The sequence below is a fragment of the Rhodococcus sp. 15-2388-1-1a genome, assembly GCF_002259145.1.
GTDB lineage: Bacteria > Actinomycetota > Actinomycetes > Mycobacteriales > Mycobacteriaceae > Rhodococcoides.
The window spans coordinates 87,425-103,905 of the sequence record NZ_NPFP01000016.1 but is presented as its reverse complement, the minus strand read 5'-3'; the positions used below and the strand labels follow the sequence as shown (position 1 = coordinate 103,905).

General features: G+C 63.8%; 20 protein-coding genes. 7 read left to right on the top strand and 13 right to left on the bottom strand.

All coding sequences use genetic code 11. The annotated features are described in order from the left end of the window. Positions 1 to 181: 181 nt before the first annotated feature. Positions 182 to 1,180, bottom strand: a complete 999-nt coding sequence (locus tag CH302_RS10940; RefSeq protein ID WP_082323800.1) for a DUF368 domain-containing protein — start codon at positions 1,178 to 1,180, stop codon at positions 182 to 184. A 480-nt stretch (positions 1,181 to 1,660) separates the two neighbouring features. Here CH302_RS10940 and CH302_RS10935 point away from each other — a divergent pair, with 480 nt between their 5' ends. The 3 genes from CH302_RS10935 to CH302_RS29585 all read left to right on the top strand — a co-directional run bounded on the left by CH302_RS10935 (position 1,661) and on the right by CH302_RS29585 (position 3,161). Next, the gene (locus CH302_RS10935) at positions 1,661 to 2,014 is read left to right on the top strand and encodes a hypothetical protein (RefSeq protein WP_230596405.1); all 354 of its coding nucleotides are present in this window, start codon (positions 1,661 to 1,663) and stop codon (positions 2,012 to 2,014) included. A gap of 67 nt (positions 2,015 to 2,081) precedes the next feature. Next, the gene (locus CH302_RS10930; protein ID WP_141216625.1) at positions 2,082 to 2,900 is read left to right on the top strand and encodes a hypothetical protein; all 819 of its coding nucleotides are present in this window, start codon (positions 2,082 to 2,084) and stop codon (positions 2,898 to 2,900) included. After that, positions 2,901 to 3,161 (top strand): hypothetical protein, encoded by a 261-nt coding sequence (locus CH302_RS29585; protein WP_141216624.1) that lies wholly within the window; start codon positions 2,901 to 2,903, stop codon positions 3,159 to 3,161. A gap of 165 nt (positions 3,162 to 3,326) precedes the next feature. Here CH302_RS29585 and CH302_RS10925 read toward each other — a convergent pair whose 3' ends face one another. From CH302_RS10925 to CH302_RS10900, 6 genes are all read right to left on the bottom strand, one after another. Further along, a complete protein-coding gene (locus CH302_RS10925) occupies positions 3,327 to 3,752 on the bottom strand; it encodes a nuclear transport factor 2 family protein (RefSeq protein WP_037194630.1) in 426 nt (141 codons plus the stop codon). 141 nt (positions 3,753 to 3,893) lie between these two features. Next, positions 3,894 to 4,865, bottom strand: coding sequence for a fumarylacetoacetate hydrolase family protein (locus tag CH302_RS10920; protein WP_037194289.1), 972 nt, complete (start codon positions 4,863 to 4,865; stop codon positions 3,894 to 3,896). Then, on the bottom strand, positions 4,862 to 5,311 hold the full coding sequence (locus tag CH302_RS10915) for a hypothetical protein (RefSeq protein WP_052047976.1): 450 nt from the start codon (positions 5,309 to 5,311) through the stop codon (positions 4,862 to 4,864). Before CH302_RS10915 ends, CH302_RS10920 begins: the two co-directional genes overlap by 4 nt. 58 nt (positions 5,312 to 5,369) lie before the next feature. After that, the gene (locus tag CH302_RS10910) at positions 5,370 to 6,536 is read right to left on the bottom strand and encodes a cytochrome P450 (RefSeq protein ID WP_037194291.1); all 1,167 of its coding nucleotides are present in this window, start codon (positions 6,534 to 6,536) and stop codon (positions 5,370 to 5,372) included. 154 nt (positions 6,537 to 6,690) lie between these two features. Next, on the bottom strand, positions 6,691 to 7,290 hold the full coding sequence (locus tag CH302_RS10905) for a TetR/AcrR family transcriptional regulator (RefSeq protein WP_082323801.1): 600 nt from the start codon (positions 7,288 to 7,290) through the stop codon (positions 6,691 to 6,693). A 106-nt stretch (positions 7,291 to 7,396) separates the two neighbouring features. Next, a complete protein-coding gene (locus tag CH302_RS10900) occupies positions 7,397 to 8,695 on the bottom strand; it encodes an esterase/lipase family protein (RefSeq protein WP_052047977.1) in 1,299 nt (432 codons plus the stop codon). Positions 8,696 to 8,804: 109 nt separating this feature from the next. Between CH302_RS10900 and CH302_RS29580 the strand changes: the two genes are divergently transcribed. Further along, complete coding sequence (locus CH302_RS29580) at positions 8,805 to 9,095, top strand: hypothetical protein (protein ID WP_037194295.1); 291 nt, start codon at positions 8,805 to 8,807, stop codon at positions 9,093 to 9,095. A 5-nt stretch (positions 9,096 to 9,100) separates the two neighbouring features. On the opposite strand, the gene CH302_RS10895 is transcribed toward CH302_RS29580, so the two are convergent. Together CH302_RS10895 and CH302_RS10890 are read right to left on the bottom strand one after the other, a co-directional pair. After that, positions 9,101 to 10,075 (bottom strand): phytanoyl-CoA dioxygenase family protein, encoded by a 975-nt coding sequence (locus CH302_RS10895; protein WP_052047978.1) that lies wholly within the window; start codon positions 10,073 to 10,075, stop codon positions 9,101 to 9,103. Continuing rightward, the gene (locus tag CH302_RS10890) at positions 10,066 to 10,878 is read right to left on the bottom strand and encodes a class I SAM-dependent methyltransferase (RefSeq protein WP_037194297.1); all 813 of its coding nucleotides are present in this window, start codon (positions 10,876 to 10,878) and stop codon (positions 10,066 to 10,068) included. Before CH302_RS10890 ends, CH302_RS10895 begins: the two co-directional genes overlap by 10 nt. A gap of 65 nt (positions 10,879 to 10,943) precedes the next feature. Between CH302_RS10890 and CH302_RS10885 the strand changes: the two genes are divergently transcribed. Beyond that, positions 10,944 to 11,804, top strand: a complete 861-nt coding sequence (locus tag CH302_RS10885; protein ID WP_141216623.1) for a class I SAM-dependent methyltransferase — start codon at positions 10,944 to 10,946, stop codon at positions 11,802 to 11,804. 88 nt (positions 11,805 to 11,892) lie between these two features. On the opposite strand, the gene CH302_RS10880 is transcribed toward CH302_RS10885, so the two are convergent. Then, positions 11,893 to 12,807, bottom strand: coding sequence for an aldo/keto reductase (locus CH302_RS10880; protein ID WP_037194301.1), 915 nt, complete (start codon positions 12,805 to 12,807; stop codon positions 11,893 to 11,895). Between the two features lie 186 nt (positions 12,808 to 12,993). Here CH302_RS10880 and cynS point away from each other — a divergent pair, with 186 nt between their 5' ends. Further along, positions 12,994 to 13,443, top strand: a complete 450-nt coding sequence (gene cynS / locus CH302_RS10875) for a cyanase (protein WP_052047979.1) — start codon at positions 12,994 to 12,996, stop codon at positions 13,441 to 13,443. Between the two features lie 55 nt (positions 13,444 to 13,498). On the opposite strand, the gene CH302_RS10870 is transcribed toward cynS, so the two are convergent. Both CH302_RS10870 and CH302_RS10865 read right to left on the bottom strand, forming a co-directional pair. Continuing rightward, on the bottom strand, positions 13,499 to 14,344 hold the full coding sequence (locus CH302_RS10870; protein ID WP_141216622.1) for an SGNH/GDSL hydrolase family protein: 846 nt from the start codon (positions 14,342 to 14,344) through the stop codon (positions 13,499 to 13,501). Between the two features lie 94 nt (positions 14,345 to 14,438). Next, positions 14,439 to 15,272, bottom strand: a complete 834-nt coding sequence (locus tag CH302_RS10865) for an SDR family oxidoreductase (protein WP_094649938.1) — start codon at positions 15,270 to 15,272, stop codon at positions 14,439 to 14,441. A gap of 229 nt (positions 15,273 to 15,501) precedes the next feature. Between CH302_RS10865 and CH302_RS10860 the strand changes: the two genes are divergently transcribed. After that, a complete protein-coding gene (locus tag CH302_RS10860) occupies positions 15,502 to 16,095 on the top strand; it encodes a TetR/AcrR family transcriptional regulator (protein WP_052047980.1) in 594 nt (197 codons plus the stop codon). Positions 16,096 to 16,155: 60 nt separating this feature from the next. Here CH302_RS10860 and CH302_RS10855 read toward each other — a convergent pair whose 3' ends face one another. Beyond that, complete coding sequence (locus CH302_RS10855; protein ID WP_037194643.1) at positions 16,156 to 16,395, bottom strand: hypothetical protein; 240 nt, start codon at positions 16,393 to 16,395, stop codon at positions 16,156 to 16,158. Between the last annotated feature and the right edge of the window lie 86 nt (positions 16,396 to 16,481).

The following is a 16,481-nucleotide window of genomic DNA, read 5'->3' as shown; positions in this document are numbered from 1 at the left end:
TTCTCGAGCTGGGCACGGTCGGAATCGGCGATCAACAACGGTGCGGCGCGCATGAGTAATTCAACCAAACAAAACCGCCCAACTACTTCAGGCGCGCCGCACTAGTGGGAATTCACGGCGCCTGCAGGCGGTGCGGATTCCGACGAGGGGCGTGGATGGCCGGCTACGCCTGCCGTTTCGGTCAGGACGTACGCGTAATTGCCAGTCGCCGCTGAGCGATGGCAACCACAGCCACGATCGCAACTCCGACGGCGAACAATCCCAAGGCAGCGGGCCATTCGTTGCTGACGGCCAGCAGCTCTCTGTTCTCGCCCTGCCACGGCCACAGCGCGCGCAACGACCCCAACAGCAGGCCGGCAGCGGCGACCATCGCGAGATCGTGGTAGTTCGCCAGCAACCACTCGAGCACTCGAACGAAGCTGACCAACCCCACCAGAGCGCCCAACGCGAAGACGGCCAGGTACGTCAGGTTCCGCTCGTCGACGGCCGTGAGCGTCGGCGCGTACAGGCCGATGACCAGGAGAAAGAACGACCCCGACACGCCTGGCAGCACGAGCGCACATATGGCGATCGTCGCGGCGAAGAACACCAGAATCAACGACGGGCTCGACGGCTCGACCCCGGGTAACGACGTGAGAACAACGACTCCGGCAGCGAGAACGACGAACAGAAGTACGGCAGACAGTCGAGACCGGGTGGTGCAGAAAGCGCCACGCGTGATCTCCATGAACGGGATCGCCACCGACATCGCGATCATGCCCATGAACAATGCCTTGGAGTGGACGGGCTGATCCGTGACGAACGACGCCATGATTCCCGCCACCGAGAACACCATCAACAGCATGCCGACACCGACCGTGACGAGCAGCCACCAATCGACCTGACGGACCTCGGCGCGCACGTCGGACCTCGTCGCCACGGCCTTGGGGATGTCCGTCAGATGCTTCGCCGACGCGATGGCCCTGGTGTAGATGCCGGTGACCAGGGCGACCGTGCCGCCGGAGACCCCGGGAACCGTTTCAGCCAGACCGATCAGACCGCCGCGAACGACGTTCGCCGCCAATTCCGTCGCCGGCGGCCGTCCCCTGGGAACCTCATCGAGTCCGGGTCGCTGATCCAGGCTGGGTCGACTCTGCTCGTTGTCCCCATGGTCGGAGGGCGTCTGCCGGTTCGTCGTCATGCCCGAATCGTCCCAAATGCCGCAGTGTCACCTGACACCGGCTCGATCAGCACCGATCGTTCGGCGACGGTCCCTGGTTCCTGATTCCGCTCCCGGGGGTCGGAGTTCTTTCGTTCGCGCCCCGCGTCAGATCGGCTCCTTGCTTTCGGAAATCCGACGCCGATCGGAGTCAGGAATTCGAAACGGAGGAGCCGATTCGGAGGTGTACGTCACCCGCCCCTGCGGGCTTGCTGAAGGTTAACCAGACTGCCGACGTAGTTCGAAGGGTGATGGTGCCTCGAACATGTCAGGTAGGAAGACCCGGTAGATGAGGCGGTGCTGGTCAACGGTGATATCCGGAGCGGGACTCGACATGATTTGCCGTAAGTAGGGGATCGAAGCCGGCTTTCGATGTACTTCGAGCTGTTCAGCCGTTCCGGTTTCGTGATTGCGTTCCCGTGCGAGGTATCGTAAGTGGGCGGATGTCAGCCGCGGACACGGGTGACGATATCGATGCCTGAAAAGTTGCTGGCTCGGACCGTCGCCCGTGCAAAATTTGCGACGAGGTGTTTAGATACCGATATGTCTGTGTCGGGAGATAACACAAATGTTTCGCGCGCTATCGGTGATGTCGTCGATGTAGTTCGACCTGAGAGCGGGGTCTGCGCCGGGACCATCGTCGAGGATTTCATCGATGTGTTGTCGGCCTCGAACGATCTCGGTCGAGACTGGGCGCAACCGCGGCGATGGGCGGTCGCGCTCGAGACCGGTGTGCTCGTCTTCGTCGACGATGCAGATCTCGACGATGCAGATCTCGCCGAGGGGGATACCGATGACGCCCCACGAAAACGATGACTGGATGGGAGATCGGTCTCTGTGTCGTGGGTGCGGTCGCCGTGAAGCGGAAAAGGTGCGATACGCGATGAATGTGATGAAGTTCTGGGAGTCGTGGTTGCCCGGGAGGCGTAGAACTGCGCGAGTGCAGACCGCGGCGGTGGTGGCCCGAGCACGAAAAGCGTTGCTGCATCATCAGAAGCTGGCGCGTACTGCGCAGATTACCGGCAGCGCCGATGATCGGCATGCCGCAGATGTAGCGCGCAGGTATTGCCAGCATCGGTGGTTCGCGATCGGCGAGGCAATGCGGTCTCTACCCAAACGGGAGCAGGAGTTGGTGCGGGTGTGGGACCACGCTGCCGCGATGACGTGGTGGCACCGAACCGGTGATCGTCAGGGGTGGGCTCGCTTCGAAGCGGCTGTGGCGCAAGTGATTGCGGCATTGCCCGACGGTGTGAGTTCCGACGCTGTCGCTGCGGTGATCGAGACGAACGCACGTCGTTGCGAACTGGAGTTGCAGCGGTGGAGCGATATCGATCCCGATCGGTCGGTACCGGGTGGGCCGGAGCCGATCGACCAGAACGAATTGCTGAACCTGCTGCGTGAAAACCAGTTGCAGGTGCTCACCGACGAGTCGGGATCGGTGCGTGCGGACGAGGCGCTGCGGTATTTCGAGCCGTGGCTGTGTGAGTCGATCGTGGAGTTGTCGCGCCCACAGTCCCAGGACAGGCTGCTCGAGATCGCCGATCGATGGCGCGCGCTGCGAGTGCGGTTCTCGGGGCACGTCGCCGGTCGGAGTGATCCGACACCCGCATGCCGAACCGCGTCCGGACAGCATCACGCGCACCCGCCTGTTCTGCGGCTTCGCGGGATGCCGCCCTGGCACCGGAAATCGCCGACTACGTAGATGATCGACCAGGCCGGCCGTAGATCTTGCCAACCGACCCCCGCAGAACATGAAACCCCGAGATTTCACGGGCGTGGTGACAAACTGGACGAAGCCGACGACGAGGGGCCAGCAGGCCTACCCACAGATGTGGAGGACGCAGCCGTGCACCTGCGTTACATCGACACCGGGAACCCGCACTGGACCAGCGCTGTCCTGTTCCTGCTCGCAGCCGTCATAGCGATCAGCCTCACCTGGTGGTTCTTCGGCAACGACGAATAGGCCTTCGCTCAGCCGCATGCGAGACCTCGCTCTGCTCGGAGTAGTCGGACGAACTACGCGTCCTCGACCAGGAGGCCTCACTGGTTGGTCCGTTGGAAAGGCCCTGGACGGCCCACGATCCGGATGTCACTCGCGAACCACGTTGACGTCGCAACGCTTTCTCGGCTACGGATTCGGAACGTCCCTGAGAAACAAGGGCGTCACCGCCCTGTTGTCGAACAGCCAGCGGCCGTCTTCATCTCTGACGTAGGTGTCGGAGTAGTCGGCCACGAGCACCGGATCGAGTCGAAGGGGAGGCGCACCCTGCTCGGCGTGCAAGGTCAGTACGCTGATTCCCGTGATGGCATCGTCGTTGGCTGTCAATCGAAGTCCGGTGAACAGATGTCGCGACGTTCGTGAGCCGCGAGCCCGACGGTCGTCGTAGAAGTGCTTGATGTCCTCTCGCCCGCTGATCACCCAGCCGGCGATGTCGTATACGCCGTGTTCGGTGAAGAGGTTCTCGACCCCCACGCCGTCGTTGTGGTCTACGCGCCAAGCGAATTCGGCGACCAAGTCGTGAATGGCGGAACGATGCTCCAGAGCGATGGGCATTGCCTTCAACTTTCTGTTCGAGCGTGTTCGGGGAGCGGACTCGACGGCACCGGCCATCACCCCGAGGGTGCGCGCCCGACCGATTCCACTGAGTTACATACTGATTCGCGCCTCGAAAGGAGTAGTACCGCGGGGTGGCACTCAGGGATTGCTCGATCTGCAGATCGAGTTGTCCAGACGACCGAGAGTATCGATTTCGATCGACACGGTTCCGCCGAACTGTGACAGATCGATCGATCTGATGGTCGGGAACCGATCCGGTCGGCTGGGCCGAGCTGCCGTGCCGAAGTGCACGATGTCTCCGGGCAGGAGTGTCATGGATTGGGACAGGTGCGCCAATACTGTCTCGATGGAGAAGGTCAAGTTAGCGGTCGAATCCTCCAGTACCAGTTCGTCGTCGAGGTATCCCCGAACACCGAGCGCATTGGGGTCGGGTACCGAGTGCGCCAAGGTGATCCATGGTCCGATGGGCGCGAATGTATCGGTACCTTTCGAGCGAGCGTGATACGTGAGGTAGAGCGACGTGTCCTGGGGGCCACGCATGGTGCGCCACGGTTCGTTCACATCGAAGCCCTCGGGCATGACGAGTTCGACGCTGTCGTCCGCTTTCAAACCAGGAGACGTGACATCGTTGATGATGGTGTACCCGAATATCGCGTCCAGCACTTTCTCGGGTGCCACGTTCTTCATCTCGGTACCGATCACTGCTGCGAGTTCGGGCTCAGGATGTACCAGTCCCCATGCAGGATCGATGCGAATGGCGCCGCGGTGCCCGGTCATGGCCGTCGACGGGCTCAGAAAGTACATCGGGGCGTTCATCTTCCGCGACGCGAGATAGTTGAACACGTCGTTGTTCAGGGCCACACCGACGATCTTCGATGGAGTGAGTATCGGTGGTCGCCAGGTGATCTCGTCGATGCTCACCACTGCCTCGTGTGTGGCGTGGCGTACTCGATCCAGGAGATGCCCTCGGCTGGTCGGGTCCAACTCGATGAGCTCGCGCATGGTCAAAGTTCGTTGTCTCGCAACGAACCCGACATCGACGAGATGGCCGTCGGTGTTCTGGGACAGCACAGTATCGCGGTCGCCGATGCGACCGGTAGCGAGCTTCATGATGGGAAACCTCCGTTGGTCACGGTGAGCAGAGCTGCCGTTGCGAGAACAACCATCGCGGTGCCGAACAGCAGGACGTTCAAGTCGAGGCCGTACCTACGTCGACCGATCGGTATCGCCAACTGCGGGTAGCCGTTCGGATCCGCGAGTCGGCCGTCGTAGAGCGGCATCGCGAGGGCGGAGACGAAGAATCCCAAGAGGACGACGAATGTGAGGGACATGGCCGTCACGAGGCGTAGTTCGATGGATCCGAGCGGTACCCAGACCAGCACCAGCGCAACAACTCCCACCCCGATGTGAGTGAATACCTGCCACACCACATGGAATCGGGCATGGCCGCCCCACAGGGGGTTGGTGGCGTGGGTGCTGTTGAGGTCGGCCGCTGCGGCTACGGCGGCGTACGCGAGAATGCTGATGGTCACAAGCAATTGGATCGCAAACAGCATGACTCACCTCCAAATATAGTAATCCAGCGATCGATGCGGTATCCGGGCGCGTGGGCTCTCACTTCTCACCGCTCAGCGGCACCAGTCGAAGCGGGAGTTCCTCCCAGCGGTAGATGACGTTGTTGGACGCTCTCTTGCCAGGTCCGCGACGTTCGATGGACTCGACGTGGTCGAGCAACGCCTCGAGGATCGAACTGGTCTCCAACCGGCCGAGACCTTGTCCGGCGCAGGAATGTACGCCGTAGCCGAAGCCCACGTGACCTACCAGATCCCTCGAGATGTCGAATGCGTCGGCGTCGTCCCAGACTCGGTCGTCGCGGTTGGCAGAGGCGAAGAGCATGAGAAGTCGTGAGCCGGCGGCCAGGTTCGTGCCCGCGACGACCGTGTCGTTGTTCACGCGACGCTGGAACGCTCTCAGGGGAGACGCGAGGCGGACGACCTCGTTGATTGCCTTGGGCATGAGCGATCGGTCGTTGCGCAGTGCGTTCCACTGATCAGGATTGTCGGCGAACAACTGCAGTGCGGCGGCAATGATGCTCGCTGTCGTGTCGATCGACGGTGCCAACAGGTCGATCAGCAGGGACGCGCACTCGGACTTGGAAAGAGTGCCGTCGTCTACCGCTGCCAGGAGTTCCTCTCCGGCACTATCGGGTGCGAAATCCCGACGGCGAACGACTTTTCCGACGAACATGCGCATAGCGATGACACGGGGCAGCGACTTGAAAAAGAGGCGGTTCGTGGGTCCGGCGAAGTCGAATCCTGCAATGCCCCAGTCCAACAGCTTCGCGCGCCCGTACTCGGGCCACCCGATCAAGTTGGGAACGACCGTCAGCGGCAGGGCGAGAGCCAGGTCCGCCACGCCGTCGATATCGCCACGGGACACGGCGGTCTGCACAAGCCCCTGTGCCAGCTCGGCGACTTCGGCCCGCAAGGGCCGCAAAGCCTTCGGAGTCAGTCGGCTGGTTACGAGCTTTCGGCGAGCAGCGTGCACATCGGCGTCGCTGACGAGAGCGGTCTTGCTTCCGAAGAAGCGCGCCAACTTGTTGAGTGCGATCGCATCTCCGGACCGGAACGTCGAATCGTCGGCCAGGACGTCATGAACCTCGGAATACCTGGAGACGGCGTACATGTCATGTTTCGAAAGCCACACGACCGGCCCGAGTTCCCGCAGTGCGCGGTAGTGGGTATAGGGATCGGCGATGGCATGCGCCGAGTACAGATCCACGTCGTAAGTCGGAACCGAATTCGACGACGATGAACGGTATCGCTCACGGCGAGTGGCTGGGTCCGCGTCAGCAGGTTCGGTTCGAGGAAAAGTGGGGTGTTCGTACATAGCTACTTCCGGGTTCCTTCCCTCGCTGTGAATGTGCGGTTTCACGTCACGCGCCACCGACGGCACCGATGATCGCGACCAGCGTGTCGATCAGAGAGTCGCGACTGACTCCGGTGTCTTCCGTCAGCCACCACGAAAGGGTGCCGGTGAGCATCGCGAACTCTGCCCGAACGGTGGCCCGTTGGTCAGGATCGACCGTGCTCGTGGTCGATGTTCGAGCGGCGACGAGTTCGAGTCGTCGCTGTTCCAGCAGGGCGTCGAACGGGTCGGCACCCGCGAGTAGCGAGGATGCGCGCATCGCGCCGACGAACAGATCGCGGTTCTGCTCGGCACACGACACGATGGCGTCGACGGCTCGACGATCTGTGGCCGACAACGACGAATCATCCTGTCTGACTTCCCATAGCGCTCGCGCAAGCTCTTCCACTGCCTGGCCGACGACGGCTGCTACCAGAGCGTCTCTGTCGTCGAAATGAAGGTAGAAAGTTCCGTTGGCGACACCCGCGTCTCGTGCGACGGAGGCTGTCTTGACACCGTCCAAGCCTCCCTGAGCCAATGCGCGACCACCCGCTTGAATGAGGCGGGCGTGAGTATCCCGCCGCATGCGTGCATGTGCGGACCCCTCTTTGGAAGACGTTTCTCTCATTCGGTGAGACTACTCTCAGTGAATTGCGTTCGTCAACGCTCTATCCGCCAGGAAAGTGGACTTCTCAGGAGGCTTCGGACATCCGACGCCGACCGGAGGCCGGAATTCAGAGCCGAGGGGCCGATTCGATGACGAAGCCGAGATCCGAGCCATCAGTTGTGTCGTCACCGACCAATGCGCGTCGCATCCAGCCGTACACCCTTTCGTCGTTGAGCAAGGTGAAGTGATGTGCGCTGTTGATCGCCAAACCGTCGTCCGGACGAAGTCCTATGTCGCGGAGCTTGTTTCGACCACCGGCGCTGTCGGTGCGGACCAGGCCGTCGCCCACGAAGATCCCGACCGGATGTCGAGGGTTTCCGGTGATGACGGCGGAGGCGTGATGATGCCGAACCCCCTCCGGAACCGTGATGTCCGCGGCCGTTCCGACATCGAATCCGTCGGCGTAGCTGGCATGTCCCTCTGTTTCGGTGATCGATCCGTGGACCAGGTCGCGGATTCCGGCGCTTCGGCGCGCCAACAGGTGTGCGAACGGCCGGGTTTCGGGCGCGAGTGCCAGCGCCGCCACAGCGACATGGACGCCGTGCGCGAGCGGTGCACCCAGATGCGGTGTCCCGAGTGTGAATACGTCCGTCAACAGGTCCACCCACCGGCGGCCGCTCTCGGCGGCGTGATGAGCGGCGCTGCGTGAGACCAAGCCGCCCATGGAGTGCCCGACCAACGTGATCCGGTGAACCCTGACGGGCCATGCCGTCACGAGCTGTTCCAGTAGGTCCGACAGGTCGGCACCGTTCGTCCCGATTCGACGTCCGGTGTTGTAGCGCAGGCAGATCGAGGTGGTGTCGGCTTCGGAGTCCAGCCGTTCCCCGTAGGTGGGTCGCCCGCCGAGTCGCCATGCCGATTCTGTCTCGACGAGCCCGTGCAGGAACAACACGAGGTGCGCTCCCGCGTCGGGGAACGCCGCGGCGAGGGCGCGGTACTTCGGAAGTACCGGGCGACCGTCGACGCGAATCGACATCGGGTAGGCGAGCACTCGGGCGGTCTTTTCCATGTCGTCGCCGATGAGACCGTGTAGGACCGCGATGGTCTGTGCCCCGAGGGCAGTGTGCGACGGCGACGGCCGGAGATCGTCCTCGATCGCGGCGTCGCCTCCGGTCAGCGCACCGACGGCCTTGGCTGCGCCGGTGCAGGCGGCCGCGATGCTCGCGTAGGTGCCGGCGGCGATAGCGTCGTGCATCAGCTGTGTCGGCAGGACGGCGGGTCCGACGCCGAGTTTCACGGCAGCGAATGTGCGTCGCGCGATTGCTGAGTGAACTGCGCGAACACCACCCGCGGCCGACGCCAATTCTCGTAAGGCGAGCTCGCCGAGTTCGCCCAACTCCTGTGTGCGCTGAGTTTTCGTCCCCACCGTTTCCAGTGTACGTATGTTCACTCGAATGGGTCGTCGGTTCTCTAGGACACCACCCGGCCGCCGTGCCACTATTGTCCGGTATTTCCCCTCGAACAGGAGAGAGCCGATGACGGTTGGACGACTTCCGCTGAAAGTGGCAACGATCGCGGCATTGACGGTTGCAGGGCTGTTCGTCGTGCCGGGGGTAGCGTCGGCCGCTCCTGCCTTCGATCCGAACAACGACGGTGCGGTCACCCTCGGTGAAGTGCTCGATGCACCGCTGTTGCCAGCGTCCCTGTCTCCGGGGCTCGACAGCAACGGTGACGGTGCACTCAGTATCGGCGAAGCGTTCGAGGGCAGAATCCCCACCAACCCCAAGCGGTGTCTGATGGTGGACGATGGGTTCATCTGCCCGTGACCGGTTCAGTCTCGGCGGCCCACCACCGGGTTCAGCTCCGAGGCCGCGAGGCCGCCGGGCTCGACGCCGGGTAAGAATTCGCGCCAGGTGCCGCTGATCAGCGTCGGCGACTCCACAACACGAGCCCCGTCGGCGAAGTAGGTGGTGGCCAGCGCTCGGCGCGGCTGCGTCGTCCGATTCGGCCCGGCAGTGTGGAAGCACAGCGCGGAATGGAACGACACGTCTCCTACCGAGAACGGCTCGGATTCCACCGCAACGCCGCGCTCGACGAAGCGATGAGCGACGGCCTCGTCGTACGAGGTGCCGACCTTGTCGAACTCCAGGTCGGCAACCTCGTTCAGCACCTCTCGGCCGCGGGCGAACGACAGCGGACCCATTCGGCCGGGGATCGCCGACATCGGCATCCACGCAGTGACCGCCTGCGTGGTTTGGAGCGGGAAATGCTCGGCGTCGTGGTGCCACGGTGTGCGTCCGCAACCGGGCTCCTTCGACAGCGCGTTGTCGTGATAGAGCCGAACGGCCGGTTCGTCGAGCAATGCCGCGGCCAGGCCGCCGATCCGAGGCGACAATGCCACGGCGCGCATCAGGTCGTCGTGCAACCACATCTGCTCCAACGCGGTGAACCGGCCGGAAACGTTGTCGCCGTGCTCGGCGCGCAGTAGCTCCTCGAGGCGTTCGGCGAGGCGTCGTACCACTGCGGGAGACAACACCGCGGGCAGCCGCACGAAGGCTTCCCGAGCGAAGGACTCGACTGCGGCCGGGTCGAGGGCGTACGGCTCGGCAAGCTCACGCTCGATCTGCTCGTCGGAAGCCGCCTCGATGTCGGGCAGGCCCGGCCCGTCGACCAACTCGGTGGGTGCCTGATCGTTGGCAGCCAGCGTGACGTACCAATCCCACCAGTCCTGATCGTTTCCGGCCCAGTCCTGGTCGATTCCGCCATCGCGGTTCTGCTCGGGAAGTCGTTCGTTCGTCAGATCCACAGCAGAGCTGCCTCGTGGGAGAAGGTGTAGGAACCCGACGCGTCGCGGCAGGACGCGAGGTAGTCGCCCAGCACCGGTGCCGCCTCCATCTCCTCGAGCGACACGGAGTCGTCGAAGGCGCAGCGCTGCAGAAAGCCCTCGGCGACAAGGCGATCGGATGTCGAGGTGGTGTAGGTGACGCGCTGGTCGCGCACGTCCGCGCCCGCTCGGATCAGCGCGTCGCGGACCTGCTCGGCCGTCGTGTACGGCGTTGCTTCACGGACGCCGGCGCGGAAGGCGTCGTAGAACGCGATGTAGTGGGACGCTTCGGTGGCCTGTGCAACCAAACCGAGGCCACCGGGGGCCAACGCAGCCACGAATCGTTCTGCCGCGGCGTCCAACTCGGCAGGCGGAAGGGCATACAGCGCGTGCGTGGCCCACACGATGTCGTATCCGGTCCGATCGGCGGGCAGGTCTTGCAGGGTCATCACCAAGTCTTCTCGAGGCACGAACGGCGCACCGAGCGCGCCGCGCGCCTCGGCCACCGAGAACGCAGACGGGTCCAGCAGGTCGTAGGCCAGCTCGGGCACCGCCGACAGATCGGTGTAGCGGCGCAGTGCGGTGGGGAACTTGCCGCTGCCGCAGGCCACGTCGAGCAGCGACCAGCCGTCGTGCGCGTGTTCGGCGAGCAGGGCGGGCCAGTCGGCTGCCAGTGCCAGTTGGTGGTAATCCTCCGTGGCCAGGGCGTAGAAGGCCTCCATGCCCGTTCGGCCTGCCTCGCTCCAATGCTCGAGACTGCGCTCGGCTGTGTCTCCGTTGCTCATGGCACTCCTCTCGGGAACCCAACAGCAACACCCTCGTGGATGGTGTCGTGGTTCACTCGATACTGATGTCCAACATAGCTCCGGTTCCGTCGAGCGACACTGCAGCCGGGTTTCTCGACGCGTTGCGCGCCCTGCGGCGTGGCACCGGGCCCCTGCCCGGTCTCGCGCCCGACTCCTATGCCCGAGACCACGCCGCTTTCGAGCGACTGTCCAACCAGCGCGGTCTGATCGCCGAGCACTTCACGAGCAGGCTGGCCAGGATGGGGGACGGACCGATCTCGGTGCTGTCGGTGGGCTGCGGTGACGGGTCGCTGGACGTCCGGATTGCCGAGGGGCTGGTGCAGCGGCTGTCCGGCGAACCGGTGCGGTACGTGGGTATCGACCCCTGGCCCGGCAGTGTGGAGCTGTTCACCGCCAGGATGGCCGCGCTGATGGCCGACGACCTCAGCGTCGATGCACACGTCGCGTCGTTCGGCGACGCCCCGATCGACGAGTCCTTCGACGTCGTGCTGTTCGTGCACTCGATGTACTACGTCGCCGACGTGGGGGCAACGCTGCGTAGCGCGCTCGATCTGCTGAGGCCCGGCGGTGAGCTGTGGGTGGCCGTTGCGCCGACGGCCGCGTTGAACAAGTTGGTCGGCGTTCTCGCCCCGCCGCTGCAGGGCCACCGACAGTGGTTCAGCGCCGACGTCGAGAGTGCCTTCGTCGACGCCGGGATCTGTCTCGACGACGTGGTCGCTCTGGATGCGCAGATCGACCTCTCTTGCGCGAGCGACGAGGTGCTCGACTTCTCCGTACAGGCCCGGCTGACGCCAGATCTGCGCGCGCCGGTACGGGCCTACCTGGATGCGGTCTCGGTGCCCGGTTCCGACGGCAGGCCCCGGGTGCCGCACCCGGTCGACGTGTTCGCCGCGACGCGTCGATGAGAGGGCCCGCAACATCGACCCGACGGTGACCGGAGTCGACTCCGCGGTCGCGACGCGAGTCGGCAACACAGCCTGGTGGAATCGACGGTCACGTCCACGGCAGGCGGGAGCGGTTGTTCCAGTAGCGCTCTGGATTCTCTGCGCTGTTCGGGCCGGCCGCCACGATCAGCTCGCGGTCGACGGAGAGTGCCGCAACATTCTGCTCGAGTTGCGTAGCGGTGGCCGCGCCGGACAGCACCACATCGGCCCACGGTTGCGCGAGTGCGATCGCCAGCGCGAGTGCGTCTCGGCTGATCCCGGCCGAATCCGCGACCCGGCCGAGTGCTGAATCTTCGGCCACGAGTCGGCCATTGGCCATTGCTTCTTTGACGACGACGAACCAGCCGGCGTCGTGTGCGTGTGCCAGTGCGGGGCCTACGGACGGCTCGAGTGGGTTCCACGTCGACTGCACCGAGCTGAAGACCCCCGTCTTCAACGCTGCGTGAACGACGTCGGCTTGGTGTGGCCCGCTCGTGCTGATGCCGATTCGGGTACCGCTGTCTGCCACGGCCCGCAGGTCGTCGAGCAGTGCACCGTCGCTCAGGGCCGGGCTGTCCGGGGTGACGCTGTGGATCAGATAATGGTCGGGCGCACTGCCGAGTTCGTGGAGGGTTTGTGGCCACTGCTCGGCCAAACGGGCAACCGAGTGTTCTTTCACCTCGTGAACCTCGGCTCCCTGCTGGAAATCGGCGACGTAGGCGTATCCCCACTTGGAGCCGATCACGAGGTCGTCGCGCCGATTCGGCTGTCGAGACAGCCAGCTGCCGAGGAACCGCTCGGCCCAGCCGTAGGACCGGGCCACGTCGAAGTGCCGAACTCCGCTGTCCCACGCCGCGTCGAGCACTGCGTGGCAGAGCTGTTCCAGGGCTGCCGGGTCGAATCGCCCGTCCACAGCGTCCGAGTGCCCGACCGTCAAGTACTCGGGGCGTCCGAGTGCGGCAAGGCCGAGACCGAGTTGGGTCATGTCGTCAGTACTTTCGTCGTGTTCATGTCGGAAACCGCCACCCTATCCGCGATCGGGTAGCGCTTGCGGCCTCGATGCGAAATGTTGCGAGACATGAGTTCTCGCCTGAGACTGGGAAGTTGCTGAGCCGCGCGACGCGATATCGAGAAGGCCCGGCCTGTGGATCGATTACGAAGGAGAGAGCTGTTGCCCGATTTTGCAGGTAAACCGTTGATAGGTGAGATTCGGCTTGCACGAGTACGCGCTGGATTGAGTTGGGCCGCTTTGGCCGAGGCGATCGACAAGCCGGTGGCATGGACGGTGTCGGCCCTGTACGGCCAGCATCCTCTGAGCGTTGCTCATGCCGATGTGCTCGCAGAGAAGCTGGGGATGCCCGAAGGTTCGTTGTTCGAGTTGACCCTGGCTCCTTATCGCGGATCACTCGACATCTCGTCGGACCCCACGGTCTACCGATTCCACGAGGCGCTGGAGGTGTACGGCCCGGCGCTCAAAGAACTGATCGCCGAGGAGTTCGGCGACGGCATCATGAGTGCCATCAACTTTACGATGAACGTCGAACGCCGCCCGCACGAGGACGGAGATCGTGTCGTGGTGACGTTCGACGGGAAGTTCCTCGACTATCGATGGACCGAGTAGAACTGGCGTGTCTCGGAACTCGGCCGTCTGACGTTCGGCCCGTCTTTTCTGATTCCTAGCTCGATCCGTTCCCGGTCCCGTCGCTGCGTCGGAGAAGTTCCAACACCAGATCTGCTGCAGCGCGCATACCCTCTGCTGTCGGATGGAACGACCCGGCGAGAAGTCCGTTGGGTCGGAAGCCGTGAACCCAGGGTTGTGCGGTACCGATACCGTGGCCGGACTCGAAGGACGACGCGGACACGATCTCTGCCCCGGTCTTCGCTCCGGCGGCGAGGTAGATGTCGGACAACGTCGCCGAGACGTTGCGGGCGAACGCAATCTCCTCGGCGGTGAGAGGAACGGTGTCGCTGGGAACAGTGGTGTCGTCGACGATCGGGACGTAGTCGACCATCACAACCCGCGCGTGTGGTGCACGCCGCCGTACCTCGTCGATGATCCTGACGACGGAGTCTGTGGTGTCCGATACGAGACCGTCGGTGATGTCTTTCTTGGACAGCGCCTTTCGGAACAACCATCCCGCCGGACGGCCGTACCAGCGGTGCGCTACCCGGTTCGCCGCAGCGCACCCGAGCAGTGCGCCGAGATAGCCCAGATCGTTTCCACCGACGGTGATCGTCACGAGATCGGTGGAGGTTCGGACTGCGTCGATCTGTGGCGCGAACCGCTTCGTCGAGACTCGTTGCTTCTTCTCGAGGATCGTGGCCGTGGTGGCACCCGACACCGTTGCATCCGTGAGCGCGGCACCCAGGTCCTTTGCGACGAGGTGTGCGTAGTTTCTCCCGGACCGCATCGCCTTGTCGTCGACCACGGGGTCGATTCCGGGTCCGGCAGCGAACGAGCTGCCCAATGCGACCATGACGGAGTACGTGCGTGTGCCCGGCATCCGAGGGGATGTATCCACCACTCCACTGTGGCCGATGCCACGGCCTGCGTCCAGCCGCTTCGAGCACACCCTCTTGATCACCGAAGCTGATTCACCAACGGGTCAATGGATGTCACGCAGTGGGATCGACGAAGATGTCGAGAGAGATGGGTTCTTCCCCGCCGTACGGACCGAGATCGGTGATTCCGGATTCGGCAAGGACGTCGACGTCGATCAGAGTTCGACCGTTGATCTCTCCCTGTTTGCGATCGAGCACGGCGACCGCGGCGTCGGCCATGATCCGGGGGGATCGCGAATGTGCCACTCCGGCTTTGCCTCCGAGGAGGTTCTCCACTGCAGCCGTGGCGATCGTGCTCTGCGGCCACAGGCAGTTGCTCGAAATCGGAAGGTGTGCAAATTCTGCAGCAAACCCGAGTGTCGCGAGCGTCATGCCGTATTTCGCGAGCATGTAGCCCGGATGTTCGCCGAGCCACTTCTGTGACATGTTCAGCGGCGGCGACAGCGTGAGAACGTGCGGGTTCGGTGACTCGACGAGGTGAGGGAGGCACGCCTGGGTCAACGCGAACGTGCCACGGACGTTCACCTGCTGCATGAGATCGAACCGCTTGAGCGGAAGCTCCTGCGTAGGAGCGAGATTGAGCACGCTGGCGTTGTTGACGACGATATCGATTCCGCCGAATCGGTCCACTGCCGTCGAAGCGGCCTTGGCGATGTCCTCGTCCTTGCGCACGTCGCCGACCACGGCAACTGCGTCGCCGCCGGCGGCGATGATGTCGGCGACCGCAGTGTGGACGGTGCCGGGAAGGCGGGGATCCGGGGTGTCCGTCTTGGCGAGGAGCACGACGTTTCCGCCGCGTTCGGCGATGGCGATGGCGAGTGCCAACCCGATCCCACGACTACCTCCCGACATCACTGCGGTTCGTCCTTCGAAGCTTCGTTCGGTCATCGGTGACTGCTTTCGTTCGAGTACTGGCGGGCTGTGAAGAGGAGCGGTCGTCTGCCGGCGACTGCGGAGAGTCCCGTGCGTGCCTTTGGATTGAACATCGATTTCACCACACAGTCAAGACTGACTGCTTTTGCCTCGATGGTCCAGACACGCTCGCGCACGGCAGTATTGCGACACGTTCGCGAGTGGTGCGTTTGCTGTGGGCGCACTCAGCGGCAACACTCGACGTATGCAGTCACGCAGCCTCGTCACGCAGAACCGTATTCTGAATGCCGCAGTGCAGGCCCTGGTCGAGTTCGGCTATGCGGGCGCGTCGACGGTGAAGATTCAGGAACTGGCGGACGTGAGCCGAGGCCGCATGCTGCACCAGTATCCGTCGCGGGACGAGCTGTTGGTCGCGGCCGTTCAGCACCTGGCGTCGGCTCGTGTCGATGACGCCGGCGCGCAGGTCGATTGGCCCGCCGCACCCGGCGCACGGATCTGTGCCGTGGTGGATGCGATGTGGTCGACGTACCAGCAGGACTATTTCTGGGCGGCGACCGAACTGTGGATCGGGGCTCGGCACAACGACGGACTCCGCCGTGCGCTGGTCCCGGTCGAACGCGCGTTGAACAAGCGAGTCCGCACCGCGACCGATGCGATGTTCGGAGTGCCCTTCATCGACGCACCGGCATACCCGGTGGTGCGTGAACTGCTCAACACCAGCATGCGCGGTGTGGCGCTGACGTACGCGTTCGACCGACGGAGGCCGAGCAGCGAGCCGGATCTGGCATTGTGGAAGGACTTGGCGCTGGACCGGCTGCTCGGACCGGATTGCCGCTGATGGTCGGTCTGTTCGTCTTCCTCGACGATCGAGACCTCGCGACGGACATCTGAGCCCCTGTCATTCGCCGATGCGGCGTGAGCGCAGGGGAGGTCGCGTCGAGTAGTTCAGGAGGCGTTCACGGAGAGCCGGTTCGAGGTGTTCCGTGCTCGGGCTTCTGAGCTGCTCGGCAAGCCGACGTCGATATTCGACCATGTGCAGGCCGAACTCCACGAACACATCTGCCGCCGACGCGCCTCCGTACGGCTCCCATGCCACCGCAAATGCCATCAATGGGTCGACCGAGTCGAGGGGTGTCATCGTTCGCTCCTGGTTCGTTCGATCCGTCCGATCGTCGATTACATATTGACACGAAGGCGTTCCTAGTTGCATGGTGAACTGAGAAC